This is a genomic window from Agromyces aerolatus, from assembly GCF_031432255.1.
GTDB lineage: Bacteria > Actinomycetota > Actinomycetes > Actinomycetales > Microbacteriaceae > Agromyces.
The window spans coordinates 60,866-83,115 of record NZ_JAVKGQ010000016.1 but is presented as its reverse complement, the minus strand read 5'-3'; the positions used below and the strand labels follow the sequence as shown (position 1 = coordinate 83,115).

Genomic DNA, 22,250 nt, shown 5'->3' with positions numbered 1-22,250 from the left:
TCATGGTACTCCCCGGCGGGAATGACTAGCCTGGTGCCATGGCGGACATCTTCGACGTGGTTGCGGACTCGACCCGGCGCGACATCCTCGGAGTGTTGCTCGAACGCGAGCACTCCGCTCCCCAGTCCGGCGGTGAGATCAGCGTCTCCGAGATCGTGACCGCGCTCGGCACGAGTCAGCCCACGGTGTCGAAGCACCTCAAGGTGCTCCGCGAAGCGGGCCTCGTCGCCGTCCGCGAAGAGGGCCAGCACCGGTATTACCGGCTGGATCGCGAGCCGCTCGAGCAGCTCGAGGACTGGCTGATCCCGTTCCTCTCCGACGGCGTCGCCGCTGACGCGGCCGCGCTCGCCTCGATCGAGAGCGACGGGACCCTCAGCGACGACCAGCGCGCGTTCGCGTCGGCCATCGGGAAGGCGTTCGCCGAGACGGCGCAGAAGGTCAGCGCCGTCGTCGGGCAGAAGCCACGCTCGCGCTGAGCGGCTTGATCATCTCGAGCTCGAGCCCGCCGGGTTCGAGCGGGTACGTGGTCGTGCGCCCGGTGAGCACGAATCCGAGCTTCTCGTAGAAGGCGCGTGCCCGCGGATTGTCCTCATGCACCTCGAGCCGCAGCGTCGACCCGTGCGCCGACGCCCATCGCTCGACCTCGTCGAGCAGCGCACGTGTGACGCCCGCGGCATCTCCCCGGCGGTCGGGTGCGACGTAGACGCCGACGAGCATGGGACCGGTTGCGGCATCCGGAATATACCCGCCCATGTGCCCGACCCAGCGCCCGTCCTCGATGGCGACCACCGAGGTCTGGCCCGCGGTCTCGCCGCGGCGGGCCCGGGCGCGCCACACCGGCTCGTCGACCGAGAGCGCGTGGTCGAGCGTCTCGAGATACGCGAGCGGGGTGTCGCGCAGCATCTCGAGCCGAAGCGCCCGCACCTCGCGCCAGTCCGCCTCGCGCGTGGTGCGGATCACGAGCTTCGGAGCGACCATCTCCCGACGGTAGCGCAGGGCGGCGGCCCCGAGCGGAGGGTACGGCCTGATCGGCTAGACTGTCCCGAGGCTTTTCCGCCCCCGGCAGCGGCACGCGCCGCCGGTTCGACGTTCAGTGAGGTTCTGATGGGTTCCGTCATCAAGAAGCGCCGCAAGCGCATGGCGAAGAAGAAGCACCGCAAGCTGCTTCGCAAGACTCGCCACCAGCGTCGCAACAAGAAGTAGTCGTCTCGCACGACTTCGGCTGAGCGTCGGGCCTTCGCGGCTCGGCGCTTTTCGCTGTGCCCGGCCACCTCGCTGGTCGAGGAGCGAAGCGTATCGAGACCCGGCCACCTCGCTGGTCGAGGAGCGAAGCGTATCGAGACCCGGAAACGTAGGCTGGTTCGCGTGACGACCCGAGACCTCACCCTGATCGGCAAGCCCGGATGCCACCTCTGCGACGATGCCCGTGACGTGGTCACGGCCGTGCGCGACGAGGTCGGCGCGACCCCGGGCGCTCCCGAGATCCGCTTCGAGGAGCGGTCGATCCTCGAAGACGCGGCGCTCGCCGAGCGCTACGCCGAGGAGATCCCCGTCGTGCTCATCGACGGCGAGGTGCACAACTACTGGCGCATCGACCCCGTGAAGCTCAAGGCCGCGCTCCTCGCCTGAGCGGGCTGTGCCGTGGGCCGGCGCCGCGCGCCGCTGGCGCGCTCGTCGGCCTCGTACGCCGGGGCCGGGTAGCCGTCAAGGGGTGGCCCGGTGCACTCGGCGGGCGTTGACTTGCCGCATGGACGCCCAGCACCTCGACCCAGCCGACCGCGACGCCCGGCACGCCGAGGTCGTGATCATCGGCGCGGGGCTCACCGGCCTCTGCACCGCGATCATGCTCCGTGAGGCCGGCGTGAGCGTGACGCTGCTCGAGCAGGGCGAGCCCGGCGCGCTCGCGAGCGGGCACAACACCGGAAAGGCGACGCTGCTGCAGGGCAGCCGGCTTTCCACCATCCGGAAGCACCACTCGGCGCGGCTGGTCCGCGCCTACGTCGACGCCAACCGGGCCGGCCTGCGTTTCCTCGGCACGGTCGCGGACCGCGTCGGCATTCCCGTGCGGGAGGCGACCGCGTACAGCTATGCGCAATCGCCCGAGGGGCTCGAGACCGTCGACGCCGAGATCGCCGCCGGGCGCGAGGCCGGCCTCATGCTCGAACGGGTCGACCGGTTGGACGTGCCGTTCCCGGTGCTCGGCGCCGCGGGGCTGCCGGGGCAGCTCGCCTTCGACCCGATGCTGCTCGTGACCGGGCTCGCGGCCGAGGCGCGGTCGCTGGGCGCGCAGATCGTCACCGGCGTCCGCGCGCTCGGGGTTCGCGCGAGCGATCCGGCGATCATCCGCACGAGCGCTGGCCAGTTCACGGCGGACCGGGTCGTCATCGCGACGGGCGCGCCGATCCTCGACCGCGGGCTGTACTTCGCCAAGGTCAAGCCCATGCGCTCGCAGATCGCCTCGTTCCGGCTGCCGGAGGCGTTCCTGCCCGAGGGGCTGCTGATCTCGGTCGACGCACCCACGCGCAGCATCCGCCGCGCCACGGTGGGCGGCGAGCCGCAGCTCTGGGTCGGCGGCGGGTCGGCCATGGTCGGCGACGGCGAGAAGCTCGCGGTCGAGCGACAGCGACTCATCGACTGGACGGCGGCCTGGTATCCGGATGCCTCTGACCCGGTCGTGTGGGCCGCGCAGGACTACCTGTCGCTCAACGAGGTGCCGTTCGTCGGCCGCATGCCGCGCGGTCGAGGCCGGGTGTTCATGGCGACGGGGTACGCCAAGTGGGGGCTCACGAACGCGGCGGGAGCCGCGGTGCGGCTCAGCACCGAGCTGCTCGCCGAGCGCGGTGCACGGCGGCCCGGCTGGGCGACCGTCATCGGCACGCGCATCACGGTACCGGCCGACCTCGCACAGGGGGCGAGGGCCGGGCTGCAGGTCGGCGTCCGCGCGGTCACCGGATGGGCGCGCGCGCTGACGAACCCGTCGGCGGGGGAGGTGCCGGCGGAGGGCCACGGCATCGTCGAGCGTCGAGGCATCCGCCCGACCGCCGTCTCGACCGTCGAGGGGACGACGTGTGCGGTGAGCGCGGTCTGCCCCCACCTCGGCGGCATCGTGAACTGGAACCCCGCCGAGCGGACCTGGGACTGCCCGCTGCACGCCTCACGCTTCGACGCACAGGGCCGCCGCATCGAGGGCCCGGCCGTGCACGACCTCGCGCCCGCCGACGACGCGACGCGCATCGCGGCCGCCGCGCCGCACACGACCGCAACCTCCGAGCCCTCGCTCGTCGAGTAGCGAGCGAGGAACGAGCACACGTATCGAGACCCTCGTGAGCCGGTCTCGCCTGCTACGCGTGATATATCAGGATCCAGAGTTGGGGCCGAGCGTGGCCGCCATGGCACTGGGCCCGACACCGGTCCCCGGTGCATCCGCGGCTTCGATCCAGTCGACGCCCGAGCCGGTCGACGACTGCGTCGCGAAGGTGTCCGTCCTCCAGGTGGGACCGCAGCGCTACGACGTGCAGGTGTCGGCGATGTGCTCGTCGCTGGCCCCCGCCACCCCGGTCGACGTCAGAGATTGCGGGTGCCGAGCCGCCGGCACCCGCGAATTGTGACGGTGACCGCCCGCGGCCAGCGAGGTCAGGGCAGCAGGCGCGTGGGCCCGCGGAAGAGGTAGGTCGTCTCGCGGATCGAGCTCTCGCCGAGCATGAGCATGAGCACGCGCGCGAGGCCCATGCCGAAGCCGCCGTGCGGCGGCACGCCGTACTTGAAGAACTCGAGGTAGGTGCCGAGCTCCTCGGGGTCGAGGCCCATCGCCTTCGCCTGCTCGACGAGCACGTCGACGCGGTGCTCGCGCTGCGCGCCCGTCGAGATCTCGGTGCCGTTGTAGATGACGTCGTACGACTTCGTGAGCGACGGGTCGTCCTCGTGGCGCATGTGGTAGAACGGCCGGATGCTCGACGCGTAGTCCGTCAGGAACACGAAGTCGTGCCCGTACGTCTCCTTGACGTACTGCGAGATGCGGCGCTCGCCCTCGGGGTCCATGTCGGCGTCGGCGCGCGGCACGACGTAGCCGTGCTCGGCGACGATCTGCTTGGCCTCGGCGAGCGGGATGCGTGGGAACGGCGTGGTCGGCACGGTCAGCTCGATGCCGAACTGCTCGGCGACCTCGGCGCCGTGCTTCTCGACCACGGCGGTGAGGCCAGCGACGAGCAGCTCTTCATGCAGCTGCATGACGTCCTCGTGCGAGTCGATCCAGCTGATCTCGATGTCGACCGACGTGAACTCGGTCGCGTGCCGCGACGTGAACGACGGGTCGGCGCGGAACGCGGGCCCGACCTCGAAGATCTTGCCGAACCCGGCGGACTGCGCCATCTGCTTGAAGTGCTGCGGGCTCTGCGCGAGGTACGCGGTCGTCTCGAAGTAGTCGAGCTGGAACAGCTCGGCACGCGACTCCGACGGCGAGGCCATGAGCTTCGGGGTGTGCACCTCGATGAACTCGTGCTCGACCCAGTAGGTGCGCAGCGCGTGCAGGAACGTCGTCTGGATGCGGAAGATGAGGTTCTGCTTGGGGTGACGGAGGTCGAGGAAGCGCCAGTCCATGCGCTTGTCGAGCGACGAGTCGGCCGCGATCGGCGTCTCGAGCGCCTCGGTGATCACCTCGAGCGAGCCGATCTTCACCTCGAGGCCGCCGAGCTTCACCCGCTCGTCGTGCTTGAGCTCACCCGTGACCCGGATGAATGACCCGTGCGACAGCGCCGAGATGGCCTCGGTGGTCGCGAGCGCCTCGGCCGCGCCGACCGACACGCCCTCGGGGTCGAGCTCGCGCACGGCCGGATTCACGAGCTGCGCGGAACCCGACTCGTCGCGCAGGATGATGAACTGCACCTTCTTCTGATCTCGGACGGTCTCGACCCATCCGGCGACGGTGACGGGGCCGTCGGGCAGCGCGGCAAGGTCCTTGATCAGGGTGCGTGAAGTCACGGAGACTCATCCTACCGGCGCCCTCGCCGACGCTCGGCGGATTCAAAGGATGCCGCTCCGTAGACTGGAACCCGTGCCGGCCGATCAGATCCATCTCGTGCGCCACGGCGAGGTGTTCAACCCGCAGCGTGTGCTGTACGGGCGGCTCGACGGCTTCGGTCTCTCCGACCTCGGCCGCGACATGGCGCAGGCGGCGGCCGACGAGCTCGTCTCGGCGGGCCGGCCGGTGAGTGCGCTGGTCGCCTCCCCACTGCAACGCACGCGGCAGTCGGCCGAGCCGATCGCGGCCGCCTTCGGCGTCGAGCCGACCATCGACGGCCGCGTCATCGAGCCCGAGAACCGGTTCGAGGGCATGAAGATGCACGGCCGCGAGTCTGCGCTCCGCGACGTGCGCAACTGGCCCTTCCTCGTGAACCCGTGGGAACCGAGCTGGGGCGAGCCGTTCCGCGACATCGCGACCCGCATGCTGCACGCGATGGACGACGCCTGGGAGTCCGCCGGCGGCGGCGACGTGGTCGTCGTGAGCCACCAGCTGCCGATCTGGATGGCGCACCGCCGGGTCACGGGCCGCCAGCTCGCACACGACCCGCGCCGGCGCCGCTGCGCGCTCTCGAGCATCACGAGCTTCGAGCGCCGCGGCGACCGATTCGTCGAGGTCGGCTACCGCGACCCCGCCGCCGGGCTCTCCGAGCAGGCCACCGACGTGGGGGCGGTCTGATGTTCCGTTGGTCGAGTAGGCGCGCCAGCGCCGTATCGAGACCCGGCGACCAGTCTCGAGATCGGGTCGCGGGGTCTCGATACGCTCGCTGGCGCTCGCTGATCGACCAGCGGAGAGCCGGGATCGCGATCGTCGCGGCCGGCGCCCTGCTGCTCGCCGGCTGCAGCTCGGACCCGCTCGCCGAGCAGTACCGCGAGGGCAGCGGCAAGAACTACATCGCGGGTGACGGCACGGTCGCCGAGTTCGCACCCGACCAGCGCGGCGAGCCGGTCGAGTTCGCCGGCGAGACCGTCGACGGCGGCGAGTTCGACTCGGCCGACGCGCTCGGCAAGGTCGCGGTCGTGAACTTCTGGTACGCAGGCTGCGCGCCGTGCCGTGTCGAGGCGCCGATCCTGCAGGCCGTGCATGAGGCCTACCCCGACGACGCCGTGTTCGTGGGCGTCAACGTGCGCGACCAGGCGGGCACCGCCCGCCCGTTCGAGGAGGACTACGGCATCACCTACCCCTCGATCCTCGACGTCGACGAGGGGCGCGTGCAGTTCGCGTTCGCGGGCAAGGTGCCGGCCGCGGCCGTGCCGACGACGCTCGTGCTCGACCGGGACGGCCGCGTCGCGGCGCGCATCCTCGGGCAGATCGAGAGCGAGTCGATCCTCGACACGATCGTGCGCGACGTCGCCGCCGAGGGCACCTGACGTGGGACCCGGCGAACTGGTCTTCAGCGGGCAGCTCCTCGTCGCGATCCCGATCGCGCTCGCCGCAGGCCTCATCTCCTTCCTGTCGCCGTGCGTCCTGCCGCTCGTGCCCGGCTACCTGGGCTATATCGGCGGGTTCGCGGATGCCTCGGCCGAGGCATCCGTCGAGCGCCGCAACCGACGCCGGCTGTTGCTGGGCGTTGCGCTGTTCGTGGCGGGCTTCACCGCCGTGTTCCTCGTGTACACCTCGCTGGCCGGCGCAGCCGGCGCGTGGCTCAGACTCTGGCAGGACCCGATCACGCGCGTGCTCGGCGTCGTGCTCATCGTGATGGGCCTGGTGTTCATCGGGCAGTTCACGTTCCTCCAGCGGCAGCTGAAGCCCGCGTGGCGGCCCGCGACCGGGCTCGCGGGAGCCCCGCTGCTCGGGGTCGTGTTCGGACTGGGCTGGACGCCGTGCATCGGGCCGGCGCTCGCCGCGGTGCTGAGCCTCAGCCTCAACGCCGAGTCGGTCTGGCGTGGTGCCCTGCTCGGGCTCGCGTACTGCGTCGGGCTCGGCATCCCGTTCCTGCTCGTCGCGCTCGGCTTCGGCTGGGTGACGGGCTCGCTGGCGTTCCTGCGCCGGCACATCCGAACGATCAACCTCATCGGCGGGGGACTGCTGATCATCACGGGCATCGTGATGGTCAGCGGGCTCTGGACCGCGTGGATGAGCGAACTCCAGGTGGTGATGAGTGGCATCGACCTCGTCCTCTGACCCGCTGCGGCCGGCCGACTACGACGACGGCTCAGCGCCCGAGCCCGACACGGGCGGGCCGGGCGGCGCGGCAGGCGCGCCGGGCGGAACCCCGGGCGGTCCGGGCGGTGGCGTGAACCAGCCCAAGCTCGGCTTCGTCGGCTGGCTGCGCTTCGCGTGGCGCCAGCTCACGAGCATGCGCACGGCACTGCTGCTCCTGCTGCTGCTCGCGATCGCGGCGGTGCCCGGCTCGCTCGTACCGCAGCGCTCGAGCGACCCGAACGGCGTCACCCAGTACTTCCAGGACAATCCCGACCTGGCGCCGGTGCTCGACTCGTTCCAGATGTTCGACGTGTACACGTCGGCCTGGTTCTCGGCGGTCTACCTGCTGCTGTTCGTCTCGCTCATCGGCTGCATCATCCCGCGCACGAAGCACCACTTCGAGGCGCTGCGTGCACGCCCCCCGCGCACGCCCGTGCGGCTGTCGCGGCTGGCCGCGTACACCGAGCGCGAGCTGCCCGCAGGCTTCGACGACGCCGATGCCAGGGCGGCGATCGCCGACGCCGCGAAGCGGCTGAAACAGTCCGGGTACCGGGTCGAGCGGTACGAGCTGCGGGGCGAGGCATCCGTCTCGGCGGAGCGCGGCTACCTGCGCGAGACCGGCAACCTGGTGTTCCATACGGCGCTGCTCGGCGTGCTGGTCACGGTGGGCATCGGCGGCGGGTTCGGGTTCGCCGGTCAGCGCGTGATCGTCGAGGGGCAGTCGTTCGTGAACACGCTCGCGGCGTTCGACTCCTTCAACCCGGGGCGGTTCTTCGTCGACTCGGAGCTCACGCCGTACCGGCTGTCGCTCGAGGGCCTCGACGTGGTCTACGAGACGCAGAACAGCGACGCGATCGGGCAGCCGACCGACTTCACCGCGCACGTCACCGTCGAGGGCGAGGACGGCGAGCCGATCGACGGCACCGTCAAGGTCAACGAACCGCTGCGCGTGTTCGGCACCGACGTGTTCCTGCTCGGCAATGGCTACGCCCCGACGATCACGGTGCGGAACGCCGACGGCGACGTCGTGTTCACCGACTCGGTGCCGTTCTTGCCCGAAGACGCGAACCTCACCTCGATCGGCGTCGTCAAGGTCACCGACGGGCTCGACGAGCAGCTCGGCATGATCGGGTTCCTGTACCCGACGCAGGACGTGATGTCGACGGGCGCCTACACCTCGACCTACCCCGACCTCATCTACCCCGTGCTCACGCTCAACGTCTACGAGGGCGACCTCGGCATCGACGACGGCACCCCGACGTCGGTCTACACGCTCGACCCGACCGACATGGAGCAGCTCACCGGCGGCGAGACCGGCGTCGACTCGCTCGAGCTCATGCCCGGCGAGACGGCCGACCTGCCCGGCGGACGCGGCACGGTCACGTTCGAGGACGCGTCCCCCGACGCGGCCGCGGGCGACTACTCGACGAGCGTGAAGCGCTTCGCATCGTTCGACGTGCACCACGACCCGACGCAGGGCTGGGTGCTGGTGTTCGCGATCCTCATCCTCGCGGGGCTCATGACCTCGCTGTTCGTGCCGCGCCGCCGCATCTGGGTGAAGGCGGTGACCCGGCGCGACGGCCGGATCGTGCTCGAGTACGCCGGGCTCGCGCGCGGCGAGGACCCGAACCTCGACGACGCCGTGCGGTCGTTCGCGGACGCGCACGGCGCCGCGATCGCCGCGACGGCGGATGACGGGCCGGCGGGCGGGTCGGCGGGCGGGCCGGCCGACGGGGCGGCCGACGGCTCGGCCGACGGCGAGGGTGGGCCCCGCGCCGCTGCTGTCGACGAGACGGTGCCCGGCGCCGCTGCTGCCGGTGAGGCATCCGCCGGCGCCCGCTCTGATGATTCCTCCGATTCCTCGAAACCCGCGACGTAAGGTTGATACGTGACGTTCACGCTCGATGAGATCTCGATCCTCTGCGTGTACTCGGCGATGGCCGTGTACGCGATCGCGTTCATCGCGTACGCGATCGACCTCGCCAAGCGCGGTGGTGCTGCGGCACGGGCGGCGGATGCCTCGGCCGAGGCCGCGCTCGCGGCCGACGCCGAACCCGAGCGCGTTGGTGCGCTGCAGGCCGCGACGGCGGCGCGCAGCGCGCGTGACGCCGCAGGTGTCGCCCGGTCGGGCGCGGTCGACGGCGTGGACGCCGGCTCGTCGCGGCCCTCGCGCTGGCAGCGGGCGACCGACCACGGCGCGACCGTCGACTACGGGCGCTCGCCGGTGCTGCGGGTCGCGGTCGCCATGACGGTCGTGGCATGGCTGCTGCACCTCGCCGGCGCGATCCTGCGCGGCATCGCCGCCGAGCGCGTGCCGTGGGCGAACATGTACGAGTTCGCGCTCACGGGCACACTGCTTGTGACCACGGTGTTCCTCGTCGTGCTGATCCTCTCGAAGCAGGACCTGCGCTTCCTCGGCACGTTCGTGTCGGGGCTCGTGCTCGTGCTGCTCGGCGTCGCCACCGTGAACTTCTATGTAAGCGTCATCCCGCTGCCACCGGCCCTGCAGTCGGCCTGGCTGATCATCCACGTGTTCGTGGCGACCGCGTCGGTCGGGTTCTTCGCGCTCGGGTTCGCGCTGTCGGTCGTGCAGCTCATGCAGGCCCGGCGCGAGTCGCTCGCCGCGTCGGCTGAAGCGGTGAAGCGCTCGTTCCTCGCGACGCTGCCGAGCGCGAAGTCGCTCGAGAACCTCGCCTACCGGCTGAACATCATCGGCTTCATCATGTGGACATTCACGCTCATCGCCGGCGCCATCTGGGCCGAGAAGGCCTGGGGCCGCTATTGGGGCTGGGACACCAAAGAGGTGTGGACGTTCATCATCTGGGTCGTCTACGCCGGGTACATCCACGCGCGTGCGACGCGCGGCTGGCGCGGGTCGCGTTCGGCGTGGCTCGCCATCATCGGCTTCTCGACGGTGCTGTTCAACTTCACCGTGGTCAACCTGTTCTTCAAGGGCCTGCACGCCTACTCGGGCCTGTAGGCTGTCAGGCCGCGTGGCTGCGCGTTCCGCGGGTTCACCGCTGGCGTGCGCGCGCAGCGCCAGGTTCGGTCGGCCGCGCCACCGGCGACGGATAGCGCCCGGCGCGACGGTTGGCGCTGGCGCAGTACGTCGGGGCTGGCGTGGTGGGGTCGGGCTGGCGCAGTCCTTCGCGGCTGGCCCGCACTGCTGGCTCGCGCGCTGAGCGCGCCACGTTCGGTTCGCCGCGCCACCGGCGACGGATAGCGCCCGGCGCGACCGTCGGGGCTGGCGCAGTACGTCGGGGTTGGTGCGGTTGGTCGGGGTGGCGCGGTTGGGTGGGGTTGGCGCAGTACGTCCGGGCTGGCGCAGTACGTCGGGGCTGGCGCGGTGCGCCGGGCCGGCGCGGTGCGCCCGGGGCCGCGCGGCGGTCGTCAGGGGCGCGCGGCGAGGAGGGCGTAGCAGCGTTCGAGACGGGCGAGCCACCAGGCCGTGCGGTCGGCGTCGGCCGCGGCGCGGTCGAGCAGGGCCGGGTCGGGCAGCACGCGGCGGACGGGGACCGAACCGTCTTCGGGAACGAGCGGATCGCGCGAGACATCCGCCGCCAGCAATGACGCGGTGCCGAGCCCGCAGTCGTACTCGAGTGACGGCACGGCCGCCGCGAGCGCGGCGCCCATCGCGAGGCCGACGCTCGTGTCGAGCGCGCTCGAGACGTTCACGGGCAGCCCGGCCTGCTCGACGATCGAGAGCGCCCGGCGGATGCCGCCGAGCGGCTGCGCCTTGATCACGAGCAGGTCGGCCGCGCCGGCCTCGGCGACCGCGAGCGGGTCGGACGCCCGGCGCACGCTCTCATCCGCCGCGATCGGGATGCCCATGTACGCGGTGCGGATCCCGATCTCGGCGAGCTCGGCGAGGCTCGCGCACGGCTGTTCGACGTACTCGAGGTCGAACTCCGCAAGCGCGTGGATCGCGTGCTCGGCCTCGTCGACGTTCCAGCCGCCGTTCGCGTCGAGCCGCACGCGCCCCTCGGGCCCGAGCACCTCGCGCACCGCGCGCACGCGCGCGATGTCCTGCGCGAGCGTCTGGTCGCCCATGGCGACCTTCACCTTCGCCGTGCGGCAGCCCGGGAACCGGTCGAGCACCGCGGCCACACTGTCGGCATCGACCGCGGGCACGGTCGCGTTCACGCGGATGCGGTCTCGCAGCGCGGGCGGCGTCGGCCGCCACGCGTAGTCGATGGCGGCTTCGAGCCAGGCGGATGCCTCGTCGTCGTCGTATTCGGCGAACGGCGAGAACTCGGTCCAGCCTTCGGGCCCCTCGAACAGCAGCGCCTCGCGCACGTCGATGCCGCGGAAGCGGGTCACGAGCGGCAGCGCCACCACCCGCGCGGTCTCGGTCAGGTCGCGGAGTGCCGGCAGCGCCATCTCGTGCATCCCCCCATCGTGGCATCCGCCCGCGCCACCCGCCGGCCGTTCGTCGGGTAGTGAGCGCCAGCGAGCGAATCGAGACCTCGCGACCGGCGCTGCCGAGTCTCGTCACCGGGTCTCGATACGCGTGCTCCTTCGTCGCTCGCTACGCGACCAACGATGCCGGCCCGCCCACGCCCGGCGGCCCCCGCCCGCCGTGGCGCCCCTTCGCGATGCTGCCGAAAGTGGGCATGCGGCCGGGCGGTGGGTTGGAAGGCCGTCCTGCACGTGCGCCGACCCACTTTTCGACTTCCATGGCGCTGCGCGCGCCAGCGCCGGTGCGGGCCGGGCTGGGCGAGCGGGGCGGAATAGGGTGGGGGGATGGCTGACGAGGTGTCCGAACTGTTCGACGCGAGCGAGTGGGAGCAGGCTCCGGCCGGGGCATCCTTCACCGATGTCACCTATCACCACTCGCGCGACGGGCGCATCGCGCGCGTCGCGTTCGACCGGCCCGAGGTGCGCAACGCGTTCCGGCCGCACACCGTCGACGAGCTGTTCCGCGCGCTCGAGGACGCGCGCACGAACCCGCGCATCGGGGTCGTGCTGCTGACGGGCAACGGTCCGAGCGCGAAGGACGGCGGCTGGGCGTTCTGCTCGGGTGGCGACCAGCGGATCCGCGGGCGCGACGGCTACCGGTACTCCGACGCCGAGACGGGGCTGGTCGACGACGGCGCCGACGGCGCTTCGCACGCCGCGCTCGGGCGCCTCCACATCCTCGAGGTGCAGCGGCTCATCCGCTTCATGCCGAAGGTCGTCATCGCGGTCGTGCCCGGGTGGGCGGCGGGCGGCGGGCACTCGCTGCACGTGGTCGCCGACCTGACGATCGCGAGCCGTGAGCACGGCCGGTTCAAGCAGACCGACGCCGACGTGGGCAGCTTCGACGCCGGGTACGGCTCGGCGTACTTCGCGCGCCAGATCGGGCAGAAGCTCGCGCGTGAGGTGTTCTTCCTCGCCGAGGAGTACAGCGCCGAGCGCGCGTACGAGATGGGTGCGGTCAACCGCGTGGTGCCGCACGCCGACCTCGAGCGTGAGGCGATCGCGATGGCACGCACGATCCTGACCAAGTCGCCGACGGCGATCCGCATGCTGAAGTTCGCGTTCAACGCCGTGGACGACGGGCTGGTCGGCCAGCAGGTGTTCGCGGGCGAGGCCACGCGGCTCGCGTACGGCACCGACGAGGCGGTCGAGGGGCGGGACGCGTTCCTCGAGAAGCGCGCGCCCGACTGGGGGCCGCACCCGTGGCACTTCTGATCGGATGATCCGATGAAACGCGTGCTGCGGGTCCCGGCGGCCGACGTCGCCGCGGTGACCGCGGGGATTCGCGCGGCGCTCGCAGGCGGACCCGCGGTCTGGCCGACGGCCGCGGGCGCGGGCGCGGGCGGGGACGCGGGCGCGGGTGGGGACGCGGGCGTGGGTGGGGACGCGGGCGCGGCCGCCGCGGCGGCCGACATCCCGGTCGACGACGGGGTCGCGCTCGTCGTCGAGACGAGCGGGTCGACGGATGCCCCGAAGCGAGTGCTGCTCTCGGCCGACGCCCTCACGGCGAGCGCCGACGCGACCGCCGAGCGTCTCGGCGGGCACGGCCGCTGGCTGCTCGCGCTGCCCGCGCACTACATCGCCGGCGCGCAGGTGCTCGTGCGCTCGATCGTCGCCGGCACTGCGCCGGTCGTGCTCGGCGCCGGCGGCCACGCGCACTTCGGGGCCGAGTCGTTCCTCGCCGCGACCGACCGGCTGAGGCATGCCGGCGACGACCTGCCGCGGTACACCTCGCTCGTGCCGGTGCAGCTCGCGCGGCTCGTCGAGGCCGCGGGCGGCGACGCCGGTCACCCCGTGGCGCAGGCGCTCCGCGCCTACGCGGCGGTCCTCGTGGGCGGGCAGGCGCTCGCCGAGCCGCTGCGGGTGGCGGCGGCCGAGCTGGGGGTTCGGCTCGTGCGGACGTACGGCTCGAGCGAGACGGCGGGCGGATGCGTCTACGAGGCAGACGCCCTTCCGGGCGTGCGGGTCCGTATCGCCGAAGACGGCATCGTGGAGCTCGCCGGCCGGACGCTCGCCGACGGGTATCTCGGTGACGCCGCGCGTACGGCCAGCGCGTTCGTGGTCGATCCCGACGGCGTGCGGTGGTATCGCACGGGGGACCTCGGCGAGCTGGACGGGCAGGGGGCGCTCCGCATCCGGGGCCGCGCCGACGACCAGATCATCTCGGGCGGGGTGAAGGTCGCGCTGCACGAGGTCGAGCGCGCGGTGCGCGCGCTGCCGGGGCTCGAGCAGGCCGTGGTCGTCGCGGTCGAGGACCCCGAGTGGGGGCAGCGGGTCGCGGTCGCGGCGGCCGGGACATCCGTCTCGCTCGAGACACTGGCCGAGGTGACCGACGCCGCGGGGCTGCCGCCGGCCGGCCGGCCGGTGCGGTTCGCCTCGCTCGACGCGATGCCGATGCTCGCGTCGGGCAAACCCGATCGCCGCGCGATCGCGAATCGGATCCGCGAGTGCTAATATATTCTGGTGGGTTCTCAGCTGCACCGTACGGGGTCGATGCACGACCTGCGTTGGGGTGTGCACCTCTCGCGTGACCCGGCCGGCACGCGTGACCCGGCCGGCACGCCGGGTCGTTACCATGGCCAGGTGGCACCCCCGAAGACGACGAAGAGCTCCGACCGCGACCGCGAGCCGAATCGCGGCGCGCGTACGCGCGGGCGCTCAGGCAATCCGGCCAAAGCCGGGGTCACGCCGAAGGTCGCGCGCGGCCCGGTGACCGCGGCCGACTGGATCTCGGGGGCGCGTCTGCGCACCCTGCCGCTCGCGATCGCGCCCGTCGCGCTCGGCACGGGCGCCGGGGCCGTCGCGATCCCCGACGCCAACTGGTACCCCGTGCGCGCCCTGCTCGCGCTCATCGTCGCGCTCGCGCTGCAGATCGGCGTGAACTACGCCAACGACTACTCCGACGGTGTGCGCGGCACCGACGAGTACCGGGTCGGTCCGGCCCGCCTCACGGGCTCGGGAGTGGTGAACCCCAGGCACGTGCTCGCGGTCGCGCTCGCGTTCTTCGCGCTCGCCGCGCTCGCCGGGCTCGTGCTCACGATCATGATGCAGGAGTGGTGGTTCCTCGCGGTCGGGGCGGCCGCGATCGTGGCGGCCTGGTTCTACACGGGCGGCAAGCGACCCTACGGCTACTTCGGCTTCGGCGAGCTGTTCGTCTTCGTCTTCTTCGGCATCGTCGCGACCGCCGGGTCCGCGTTCGTGCAGTCGCGCTGGGTGAACCTCGAGGCCTGGCTGGGCGGAGTCGGCGTCGGCCTGCTCGCGTGCGCCGTGCTGATGGCGAACAACCTGCGCGACGTCGCTCAAGACAAGGTGGCGGGCAAGCGCACGCTCGCGGTGCTCGTCGGCCCGCTCGCGGGGCGCATCCTGTTCGCCGTCTTCATGCTCGTGCCGTTCGGGCTCGTCGGGTTCTGGACCCTGCTCTACCCGACGGCGGCGCTGCTGTTCTTCGCGCTACTGGCCGCGGTGCCCGCCTGCATCATCGTGATCTGGGGCCGCACGCCGCGCGAGCTGATCACCGCGCTGCAGCTCGCGAGCCTGACCGCACTCGTCTACGGCGTCGGGCTCGGGCTGGTTTTCGCGCTCTGAACCCGGGTTCGGGTCTCACGACGCGTGCGCCGTCGGCGCTCAGTCGGCCGGGCGCTCGCGCGCGTCGACCGCGGCGTCCTCGGCGTCGGCGTCGAGCGTCGGCGCGGGCTCCTCACGGTGCCGGGCGGCGTACAGGTTCCGTGACATCTCGTCTCGTGATCCGCGCAGGAACACCGCCGATGCGGCGAGGCCGAAGAGCGCAGCCACGAGCGCGGAGATCCACCAGGTCACGCCGGCGATCATGAGCACCGCGAACGGCACCGCGAACAGGAGCACGCGAAGCACCGTGTACTTCAGCCAGACCGGGACGGATTTCACTCTGCCAGTGTAGGCAGGCCGCCTGAACGTGCCCTCAACCGGCCGGCACCGCCCGGCCATCCGAAACCACCGGACGGCAATCCGCCCCACGTCAAGCCCGGGCCGCTCCCAGCCGACCGTGATCCGGACATGCCTATACTCGGGGCATGGTCAGGCTCGCCATCCCCCTGGTGGTCGCGGCCGTGGTCTTCATGATCTACGCCGTGGTGGACTGCGCACTGTTCGACAGGCTGCGTATCCGCGGTCTCTCGCGCGCCTGGTGGATCGTGGTGATCCTCGTGGTGCCGGTCATCGGCGCCGTGCTCTGGTTCGTCATCGGCCGGGGTCGTGCGACGCGCTCGGTCCGTTCGGGCGGCGGCCGCGGCGCTCCCGTGGCCCCCGACGACGACAGCGACTTCCTCCGCAGACTCGACCGCGACGCCGAGCAGGAGGAGCGCATCCGCCGGCTCGAGCAGGAGCTCGCCGACCTCGACGTCGAGCTCGACGAGACGATCGACCATCCAGACGCACCCGACGAGCAGCCGCCCGGTGGGTCGATGCCCGGCCCGGGGCATCCGGAATCGGGACCGTCCGGCGGAACGCCGCACCGTCCGGACCGGCCCGACCCCGGAGACAACGGCACGACCGGCCGGCCGAATGGCTGAGCCGGACCACCGGCCCCCCGAATCGGCAGCGAGCCCGCATTCCCCGGCGAGCATGTCTTCGCGGGCCAGCACCTTCTCGCTCGCGCTGCTCGCCGAGTTCGTCGCGCTCGGCGTGACCGATGTCGTCGTGTCGCCCGGTTCGCGCTCGCAGGCCCTCGCGCTCGCGGCCGCCGAGCTGGAGCGCGCGGGCCTCGTCCGCCTGCACGTGCGGATCGATGAGCGGGGCGCGGGCTTCCTGGCGCTCGGACTCGGCGTCGAGTCCGGGCGGCCGGCACTCGTGATCACGACCTCGGGCACCGCGGTCGCGAACCTGCACCCGGCCATTCTCGAGGCCCATCACACGGGCGTGCCGCTGATCGCGCTCACGGCCGATCGTCCCGCCGAGTTGCGCGGCATCCGCTCCAACCAGACGACCATGCAGCCGGGCATCTTCGCGGGCGCGGTGCGGTACGAGTGCGACGCCGCCGCCCCGTCCGACGACGCGGCCGATGCCGCCGTGCGGCTCGCGCACCGAGCCGCCGACGCGGCCATGGGCGTCGACGACCGCGGCGAGCCGATCGCGCACCCCGGGCCCGGGCCCGTGCACCTGAACCTGCAACTCCGCGAGCCGCTCTCCGCGCCGGTGACGGTCGACCGGGCTGCGGTCGAGGCGCGGCGCGCCGAGCTGGCCGAGTGGGCCGGGTCGCCGGAGCGGGGCGGCCTGCTGGGGGCAGATGCCGCGGGGGCAGGCACGATGGCGGATGCCTCGGGCGAAAGCGGGGCGACGGATGCCTCGGGCGAAGGCGCGGCGGATGCCTCGGGCGGGGGCTCGACCGCGGATGCCGGCGCGGGCTCGCCGAGCATCGGGTCAGTCCCGGACGAGACCCGCGTCATGCCAGCCGCGACGACGACCTGGCCGCCGGCGCCGACCGGGCCCTCCGAGCCTGGATCTGCCGGCGTGCCCGCTCGGCCGAGCGTGACCGATCGGCTCGCTGCCCTCGCATCAGCCGGGCGGACGGCTGAGCCCGCCGTGACGCCGACGGGCCGCCCGATCGGCGTCACCGCGCCGGACGATGCGCCAGCCTCGGGCGCGCTGATCGCCCCGGGTCCGCGCACACTCGTCGTGGCCGGAGCCGGCGCGGGCGAGGGCGCGGAGGCCTTCGCACGCGCGGGCGGCTGGCCGCTCGCGGCCGAGGTCTCGAGCGGAGCCCGCTTCGGCCCGAACCTCGTCGTCGCGTATCGCGAGCTCCTGCGCGAGCCCGGGTTCGGCGACGAGGTGCAGCGCGTCGTCGTGTTCGGGCACCCCACGCTCTCGCGCGAGGTGCCCGCGCTGGTGCAGCGCGACGACGTCGAGACGATCGTCGTCGCCCCCTCGGGCATCGAGTGGTTCAACCCTGGCCGCCGGGTACGCCGCTTCGAGCGCGCGGTGCGCGCCGAGCCGCACGAGCCCACGGCCGAGGAGCGTGCGTGGACCGGCCGGTGGGTGCGCGCGAGCCGGATGCTCCTCGACGACGCGTCGCCGTCGGCCGACGCCGTGCGTGACGGCATCGACGAGACCGGGCACGTCTCCGACTTCGCCGCACAGCGCGCATACCTGAAGGCGCAGCTCGCGCGGGTCCGCGAGCCCGTCTCACGCCGCATGCTGGTCGAGGCGCTGTGGGCGGCGACCTGGCCGCACGACCGGCTCGTGTTCGCGTCGTCGCGGCTCATCCGCGACGCCGACAAGGTCGTGCCGGGACGACGCATCCGGGTGCACGCGAACCGCGGACTCGCGGGCATCGACGGCACCGTGGCCACGACCCTCGGCGTCGCGATCGCGAGCCAGCAGGCGCCCGACGCGAAGCCGGGCGTCACGCGGGCACTCGTGGGTGACCTCGCGCTGCTGCACGACGCGGGTTCGCTGCTGCTCGGTGAAGGCGAGGCACGGCCGCGTGTGCAGCTCATCGTCGGCAACGACGGCGGCGGCAGCATCTTCGACGCGCTCGAGGTCGCGGGCACCGCACCCGCTGACGCGTTCGACCGTGTGCAGTTCACGCCGCAGCGGGTCGACCTCGAGGCGCTCGCGCGGGCGTACGGCTGGAGCTATTCGCGTGCCGCGACGCGCGGCGAGCTCGACGAGGCGCTCGGCACGGCCGTGACCGAACCGGCGCTGCTCGAGGTGCCGCTGCCGCGCTGAGCGCGGCCTCGAGCCGAGGCATCCGCTCGCCCCTGCCGCGCTGTCCGCGCTGGGTCGCTGCTGACGCGCTGCCCGCGTTGCCGCGCTGCCCGCGTGGCGTTCCCGCCCGTTCCTTGTTCCCCCTTCCTTGCTCAGGAAGATCGGGGTGAAGTGCGGCGTGTCGGGCACCGACACGCCACCGGCTCGCTCGAGCTTCCTGAACAAGGAGATGTGGGAGGTCGTGCTCCCCGCGCGAGCCGTGGCACGCTGCGGCCGCGCCGGTGAGGTCGTGGCCAGCCGCGCGGTGAGGTGCCGCCGCCTCGCCGATCCCTTGCTCAGGAAGGTGGGTGCCACCCGCGGCGTGTCGGGCACCGACACGCCGTGCGCCCACCCAGCGTTCCTGAGCAAGGACAGGTGGGACGGGTCGCGGTATGCAGCGAGTAGCCTGTCGGCATGAGCGACGGCGCGTACTGGACCGAGGATCCCGTCGAGCTCCTGCGGGCGTATCCCGGGTTTCGGCTCGCCGCAGCCCGAGCCGACGCGCACCCAGGCTTCGACGGCGGCAAGGCCGAGGGCGAGGCGGCGCTCGCCGAGACCGCCGAGTCGCTCGCCGAGCTGCAGGAGCTGTTGTTCGCGAACAGCCGCGCGGCCGGCGATCGCCGGCGCGTGCTGCTCGTGCTGCAGGGCATGGACACCGCGGGCAAGGGCGGGGTCGTCAAGCACGTCGTCGGGTCGGTCGACCCGCAGGGTGTGCAGCTCGCGGCGTTCAAGAAGCCCACCGACGAGGAGCTCGCGCACGACTTCCTCTGGCGCATCCGGAAGCAGGTGCCCGAGGCCGGCATGATCGGCGTCTTCGACCGCTCCCACTACGAAGACGTGCTGATCGGCCGGGTGCGGCAGCTCGCCTCGCCCGACGAGCTCGAGCGGCGATACGACGCGATCGCCGAGTTCGAAGACGAGCTCGTCGCAGACGGCGTGTCGATCGTGAAGGTCATGCTGCACGTGTCATACGACGAGCAGAAGGCCCGGCTCCTGAAGCGCCTCGACCGGGCCGACAAGCACTGGAAGTTCAACCCGGGCGACATCGACGAGCGCGAGCAATGGCCGGCCTACCAGGAGGCGTACCAGGTGGCGATCGAGCGCACATCGACCGACCGGGCGCCGTGGTACGTGGTGCCCGCCGACCGGAAGTGGTACGCCCGGCTCGCGGTCGCGCGGCTGCTGATCGCGGTGCTCGAGGGCATGCGGCTCGACTGGCCTCCCGCCGACTTCGACGTCGCGGCCGAGCGCGCGCGACTCCTCGAGAACTGAGCCGCCCGCTGGTCGAGTAGCGCGCGAGAAACGAGCACGCGTATCGAGACCTGGTGACCGGGTCTCGATACGCGTCGCCACTTCGTGTCGTCGCTGCTCGACCAGCGGTGGGGCGGGTGGAACGGCGTCAGCCGCCGAACGCCTCGATGATCGGGCGGAACTTCATCTCGGTCTCCGCGAGCTCGTCGGCCGGCACCGAGTCATGCACGATGCCGCATCCGGCATATGCCGTGACGGTGCCGTCGCCGTCGACCTGCGCGCAGCGCAGGGCGATCGCCCACTCACCGTCGCCGTCGCCGTCGACCCAGCCGACGGGTCCGGCGTAGCGGCGCCGATCGAAGCCCTCGAGCTCGGCGAGCGTCGACATCGCGGTGCGCCGAGGGGTTCCGGCGACCGCGGCGGTCGGGTGCACGGCGCGCACGAGGTCGAGCGAGCTCGACCCGTCGCCGAGCACGCCCTTCAGGTCGGTCGCGAGATGCCAGAGGTTCGGCAGCTGCAGCGTGAACGGCTCGGGGCTCGTGTCGAGGCGCGCGGTGTGCGGCGCGAGCCGCTTCACGGCGCTCGCGACCGCGAGCGCGTGCTCGGCGAGATCCTTCGGTGACTGCTGCAGGGCCGCGGCGCGGTCGCGGTCGGATGCCTCGCCGGCACCCCGTGCGGCCGTGCCCGCCAGCACGCGGGCCGAGACCTGCCCGTGGTCGACGCGCACGAGCGTCTCGGGACTCGCCCCGATGAGGCCGTCGACCGCGAACACCCACGTGTCGGGGTAGTCGTCGGCGAGCTGGCGGATCGTGGCGCGCAGGCCGGCCTCGTCGTCCAGCCGGCCCACGAGCTGGCGCGCGAGGACCACCTTCTGCAGGGGGCTGGCCTTCTGCTGGGCGCTGGCCTTCTGCTGCGCGCCGGCCGTCTCGGGCTCGCCGCCGTCGATGCGGCGGACCGCCTCGGCGACGGCCGCCTCGTAGGCGCCGGGCGGCAGGCTGCCGGGCGCGAACGCGACCCGCGGCACCTTGCGTTTCGGCGCGGGCTCGGGAATGGTCGGGTCGGCGGTGCCGTCTGAGACATCCGTCGTCGGATCGCCCGTGGTGAGCGTGATCCGGGTGACCCAGGCGCGGCCGTCGCGCCGCCCGAGCACCAGCTCGGGCACGATGAGCACGCTCGTCGCGGTCGAGGCCGCGGCGAACGCGAACGTGCCGAACGCCACGAGGCCGGTGCCCGGCAGGCCCACGCGATCGTCGACATCGGCGCGCGCCGCGAGCTCGGTCCACGCGGCTGCGGCGTCGTCGATGCGCGACGCGCCCCTCGACTCGATGCGCAGCACCTCGCCGAGCCCGACGATGCCCTCGCCGCGGCGCATCCACACGAGGGGGTTGCGCGGGTCGGTGCGGGGGATGAGCGGCTCGTTCTCGTCGATGGCGACGGTACGCACCACGAGCCGTGGAGCGGCCGCCGGGGGTGTGCGGCTCGCGGACTTGGGGATCACCGGATCAGCCTATGTCCGCGAGCCGGGAACCCCGGCCGTCGGGCGAGGCCGTCAGTCGACGACCTCGACGCCGTGCCAGAAGGCGACGTGGTCGGTGATCTCGGTCGCCGCGGCCAACGGGGTCGGGTAGAACCACGCGGCGTTCGGGTTGCTCTGACCGTCGACCTCGACGTGTAGGTAGTCGGCGGTGCCCTTCCACGAGCACACCGTGTGGTTCTCGCTCGGGGAGAAGAACTGCGGGTCGAGCGCCTCGCGCGGGAAGTAGTGGTTGCCCTCGACGACGACCGTGTCGTCGGACTCGGCGAGCACGGCACCGTTCCAGATGGCCTTCATGTGCGTCCTTTCCGTAGGGAACGCCCCGGGCCGGATGGCGCGAAGCGCTTCACGAGGGTTAACCGTGCCCGCCGGCGGCGCATTCCCCGAGCCGTAGACTCGGAGGATGACCCGCGCTGACCTCGGCAAGGACCCCTCGCAGGTGTCCGCGATGTTCGATCGCGTCGCGGCCGGCTACGACCGCACGAACACGGTGCTGTCGGTCGGCAATGCGCCGCTCTGGCGGCTCGCGACGACGAAGGCGGTCGATCCGAAGCCCGGCGAGCGCATCCTCGACGTCGCCGCGGGCACCGGCACCTCGAGCGCGAGCCTCGCGAAGTCGGGGGCATCGGTCGTCGCCGCGGACTTCTCGCCCGGCATGATCGAGGTCGGGCGCGCGCGCCAGGCGCACGTGCCGAACCTCGTGTTCGTCGAGGCCGACGCGACCGCGCTGCCGTTCGAGGACGAGTCGTTCGACGCGGTCACGATCTCGTTCGGGCTGCGCAACGTCAACGAGCCCAAGCAGGCGCTCGCCGAGTTCCTGCGCGTGACCAAGCCCGGCGGGCGTCTCGTCATCTGCGAGTTCTCGCACCCGCCCGCCGCGCTCGTGCGTGCCGGGTACGACTTCTACCAGCGGGTCGTCATGCCGCCGCTCGTCAAGCTGTCGAGCTCGAACGACACGGCCTACGAGTACCTCAACGAGTCGATCAACGCCTGGCCCGACCAGCGCACGCTCGCCGCGTGGATCCGCGAGGCCGGCTGGAACGATGTGCAGTGGCGCAACCTCACGCTCGGGGTCGTCGCGCTGCACCGCGCGCGTAGGGCCTGATCGCTACTCGACCTGCCCGG

Annotated in this window: 23 protein-coding genes; 17 read left to right on the top strand and 6 right to left on the bottom strand. The window is 72.4% G+C overall.

Annotated elements, in window-relative coordinates; translation table 11 throughout:
- Positions 1-38: 38 nt before the first annotated feature.
- Entirely contained in the window at positions 39-476 is a 438-nt protein-coding gene (locus tag RH864_RS16450) for an ArsR/SmtB family transcription factor (RefSeq protein ID WP_310518656.1), read from the top strand.
- Here the strand turns inward: RH864_RS16450 and RH864_RS16445 are convergent.
- Positions 439-978, bottom strand: coding sequence for a GNAT family N-acetyltransferase (locus tag RH864_RS16445; RefSeq protein ID WP_310518655.1), 540 nt, complete (start codon positions 976-978; stop codon positions 439-441). The genes RH864_RS16450 and RH864_RS16445 overlap by 38 nt on opposite strands.
- Positions 979-1,104: 126 nt before the next feature.
- Between RH864_RS16445 and RH864_RS16440 the strand changes: the two genes are divergently transcribed.
- From RH864_RS16440 to RH864_RS16425, 4 genes are all read left to right on the top strand, one after another.
- The gene (locus RH864_RS16440; protein WP_003792170.1) at positions 1,105-1,203 is read left to right on the top strand and encodes a 30S ribosomal protein bS22; all 99 of its coding nucleotides are present in this window, start codon (positions 1,105-1,107) and stop codon (positions 1,201-1,203) included.
- A gap of 162 nt (positions 1,204-1,365) precedes the next feature.
- Entirely contained in the window at positions 1,366-1,629 is a 264-nt protein-coding gene (locus RH864_RS16435) for a glutaredoxin family protein (RefSeq protein ID WP_310518654.1), read from the top strand.
- A gap of 118 nt (positions 1,630-1,747) precedes the next feature.
- Positions 1,748-3,289, top strand: a complete 1,542-nt coding sequence (locus RH864_RS16430; RefSeq protein ID WP_310518653.1) for an FAD-dependent oxidoreductase — start codon at positions 1,748-1,750, stop codon at positions 3,287-3,289.
- A gap of 100 nt (positions 3,290-3,389) precedes the next feature.
- Positions 3,390-3,608: a hypothetical protein gene (locus RH864_RS16425; RefSeq protein ID WP_310518652.1), complete on the top strand. Its 219-nt coding sequence runs from the start codon at positions 3,390-3,392 to the stop codon at positions 3,606-3,608.
- Positions 3,609-3,633: 25 nt separating this feature from the next.
- Here the strand turns inward: RH864_RS16425 and aspS are convergent, their stop codons facing one another.
- On the bottom strand, positions 3,634-4,977 hold the full coding sequence (gene aspS, locus RH864_RS16420) for an aspartate--tRNA(Asn) ligase (protein WP_310518651.1): 1,344 nt from the start codon (positions 4,975-4,977) through the stop codon (positions 3,634-3,636).
- A gap of 73 nt (positions 4,978-5,050) precedes the next feature.
- On the opposite strand from aspS, the gene RH864_RS16415 reads away from it, so the two are divergent.
- The 5 genes from RH864_RS16415 to ccsB are packed head-to-tail and all read left to right on the top strand — an operon-like array spanning position 5,051 to position 10,142.
- Entirely contained in the window at positions 5,051-5,695 is a 645-nt protein-coding gene (locus RH864_RS16415; RefSeq protein WP_310518650.1) for a histidine phosphatase family protein, read from the top strand.
- Positions 5,695-6,387 (top strand): TlpA family protein disulfide reductase, encoded by a 693-nt coding sequence (locus RH864_RS16410; RefSeq protein ID WP_310518649.1) that lies wholly within the window; start codon positions 5,695-5,697, stop codon positions 6,385-6,387. Before RH864_RS16415 ends, RH864_RS16410 begins: the two co-directional genes overlap by 1 nt.
- Before the next feature lies 1 nt (position 6,388).
- Positions 6,389-7,141 (top strand): cytochrome c biogenesis CcdA family protein, encoded by a 753-nt coding sequence (locus tag RH864_RS16405; RefSeq protein WP_310518648.1) that lies wholly within the window; start codon positions 6,389-6,391, stop codon positions 7,139-7,141.
- Entirely contained in the window at positions 7,119-9,041 is a 1,923-nt protein-coding gene (resB, locus tag RH864_RS16400) for a cytochrome c biogenesis protein ResB (protein WP_396129997.1), read from the top strand. Before RH864_RS16405 ends, resB begins: the two co-directional genes overlap by 23 nt.
- A 9-nt stretch (positions 9,042-9,050) precedes the next feature.
- The gene (gene ccsB / locus RH864_RS16395; protein ID WP_396129996.1) at positions 9,051-10,142 is read left to right on the top strand and encodes a c-type cytochrome biogenesis protein CcsB; all 1,092 of its coding nucleotides are present in this window, start codon (positions 9,051-9,053) and stop codon (positions 10,140-10,142) included.
- A 410-nt stretch (positions 10,143-10,552) separates the two neighbouring features.
- On the opposite strand, the gene RH864_RS16390 is transcribed toward ccsB, so the two are convergent.
- Complete coding sequence (locus RH864_RS16390) at positions 10,553-11,542, bottom strand: o-succinylbenzoate synthase (RefSeq protein ID WP_310518664.1); 990 nt, start codon at positions 11,540-11,542, stop codon at positions 10,553-10,555.
- Positions 11,543-11,905: 363 nt separating this feature from the next.
- Here RH864_RS16390 and RH864_RS16385 point away from each other — a divergent pair, with 363 nt between their 5' ends.
- The 3 genes from RH864_RS16385 to RH864_RS16375 all read left to right on the top strand — a co-directional run bounded on the left by RH864_RS16385 (position 11,906) and on the right by RH864_RS16375 (position 15,205).
- Positions 11,906-12,835, top strand: coding sequence for a 1,4-dihydroxy-2-naphthoyl-CoA synthase (locus RH864_RS16385; protein ID WP_310518647.1), 930 nt, complete (start codon positions 11,906-11,908; stop codon positions 12,833-12,835).
- A gap of 12 nt (positions 12,836-12,847) precedes the next feature.
- A complete protein-coding gene (locus RH864_RS16380; RefSeq protein ID WP_310518646.1) occupies positions 12,848-14,074 on the top strand; it encodes an AMP-binding protein in 1,227 nt (408 codons plus the stop codon).
- Between the two features lie 129 nt (positions 14,075-14,203).
- Positions 14,204-15,205, top strand: a complete 1,002-nt coding sequence (locus RH864_RS16375) for a 1,4-dihydroxy-2-naphthoate polyprenyltransferase (RefSeq protein ID WP_310518645.1) — start codon at positions 14,204-14,206, stop codon at positions 15,203-15,205.
- A 39-nt stretch (positions 15,206-15,244) separates the two neighbouring features.
- Here the strand turns inward: RH864_RS16375 and RH864_RS16370 are convergent, their stop codons facing one another.
- A complete protein-coding gene (locus RH864_RS16370; protein WP_310518644.1) occupies positions 15,245-15,523 on the bottom strand; it encodes a DUF4229 domain-containing protein in 279 nt (92 codons plus the stop codon).
- Positions 15,524-15,669: 146 nt separating this feature from the next.
- Between RH864_RS16370 and RH864_RS16365 the strand changes: the two genes are divergently transcribed.
- The 3 genes from RH864_RS16365 to RH864_RS16355 all read left to right on the top strand — a co-directional run bounded on the left by RH864_RS16365 (position 15,670) and on the right by RH864_RS16355 (position 19,612).
- Entirely contained in the window at positions 15,670-16,167 is a 498-nt protein-coding gene (locus RH864_RS16365; protein WP_310518643.1) for a PLDc N-terminal domain-containing protein, read from the top strand.
- Between the two features lie 52 nt (positions 16,168-16,219).
- Positions 16,220-18,322 carry a thiamine pyrophosphate-binding protein gene (locus RH864_RS16360; RefSeq protein ID WP_310518642.1) on the top strand — a complete coding sequence of 701 codons (2,103 nt, stop codon included), beginning with the start codon at positions 16,220-16,222 and terminating at the stop codon, positions 18,320-18,322.
- Between the two features lie 432 nt (positions 18,323-18,754).
- Complete coding sequence (locus tag RH864_RS16355; protein WP_310518641.1) at positions 18,755-19,612, top strand: polyphosphate kinase 2 family protein; 858 nt, start codon at positions 18,755-18,757, stop codon at positions 19,610-19,612.
- A 127-nt stretch (positions 19,613-19,739) separates the two neighbouring features.
- On the opposite strand, the gene RH864_RS16350 is transcribed toward RH864_RS16355, so the two are convergent.
- Positions 19,740-21,089, bottom strand: a complete 1,350-nt coding sequence (locus RH864_RS16350) for an isochorismate synthase (RefSeq protein WP_310518640.1) — start codon at positions 21,087-21,089, stop codon at positions 19,740-19,742.
- Positions 21,090-21,140: 51 nt separating this feature from the next.
- On the bottom strand, positions 21,141-21,422 hold the full coding sequence (locus RH864_RS16345) for a DUF427 domain-containing protein (protein ID WP_310518639.1): 282 nt from the start codon (positions 21,420-21,422) through the stop codon (positions 21,141-21,143).
- Between the two features lie 106 nt (positions 21,423-21,528).
- On the opposite strand from RH864_RS16345, the gene RH864_RS16340 reads away from it, so the two are divergent.
- Positions 21,529-22,230, top strand: a complete 702-nt coding sequence (locus RH864_RS16340) for a demethylmenaquinone methyltransferase (protein ID WP_310518638.1) — start codon at positions 21,529-21,531, stop codon at positions 22,228-22,230.
- Positions 22,231-22,250 lie beyond the last annotated feature (20 nt).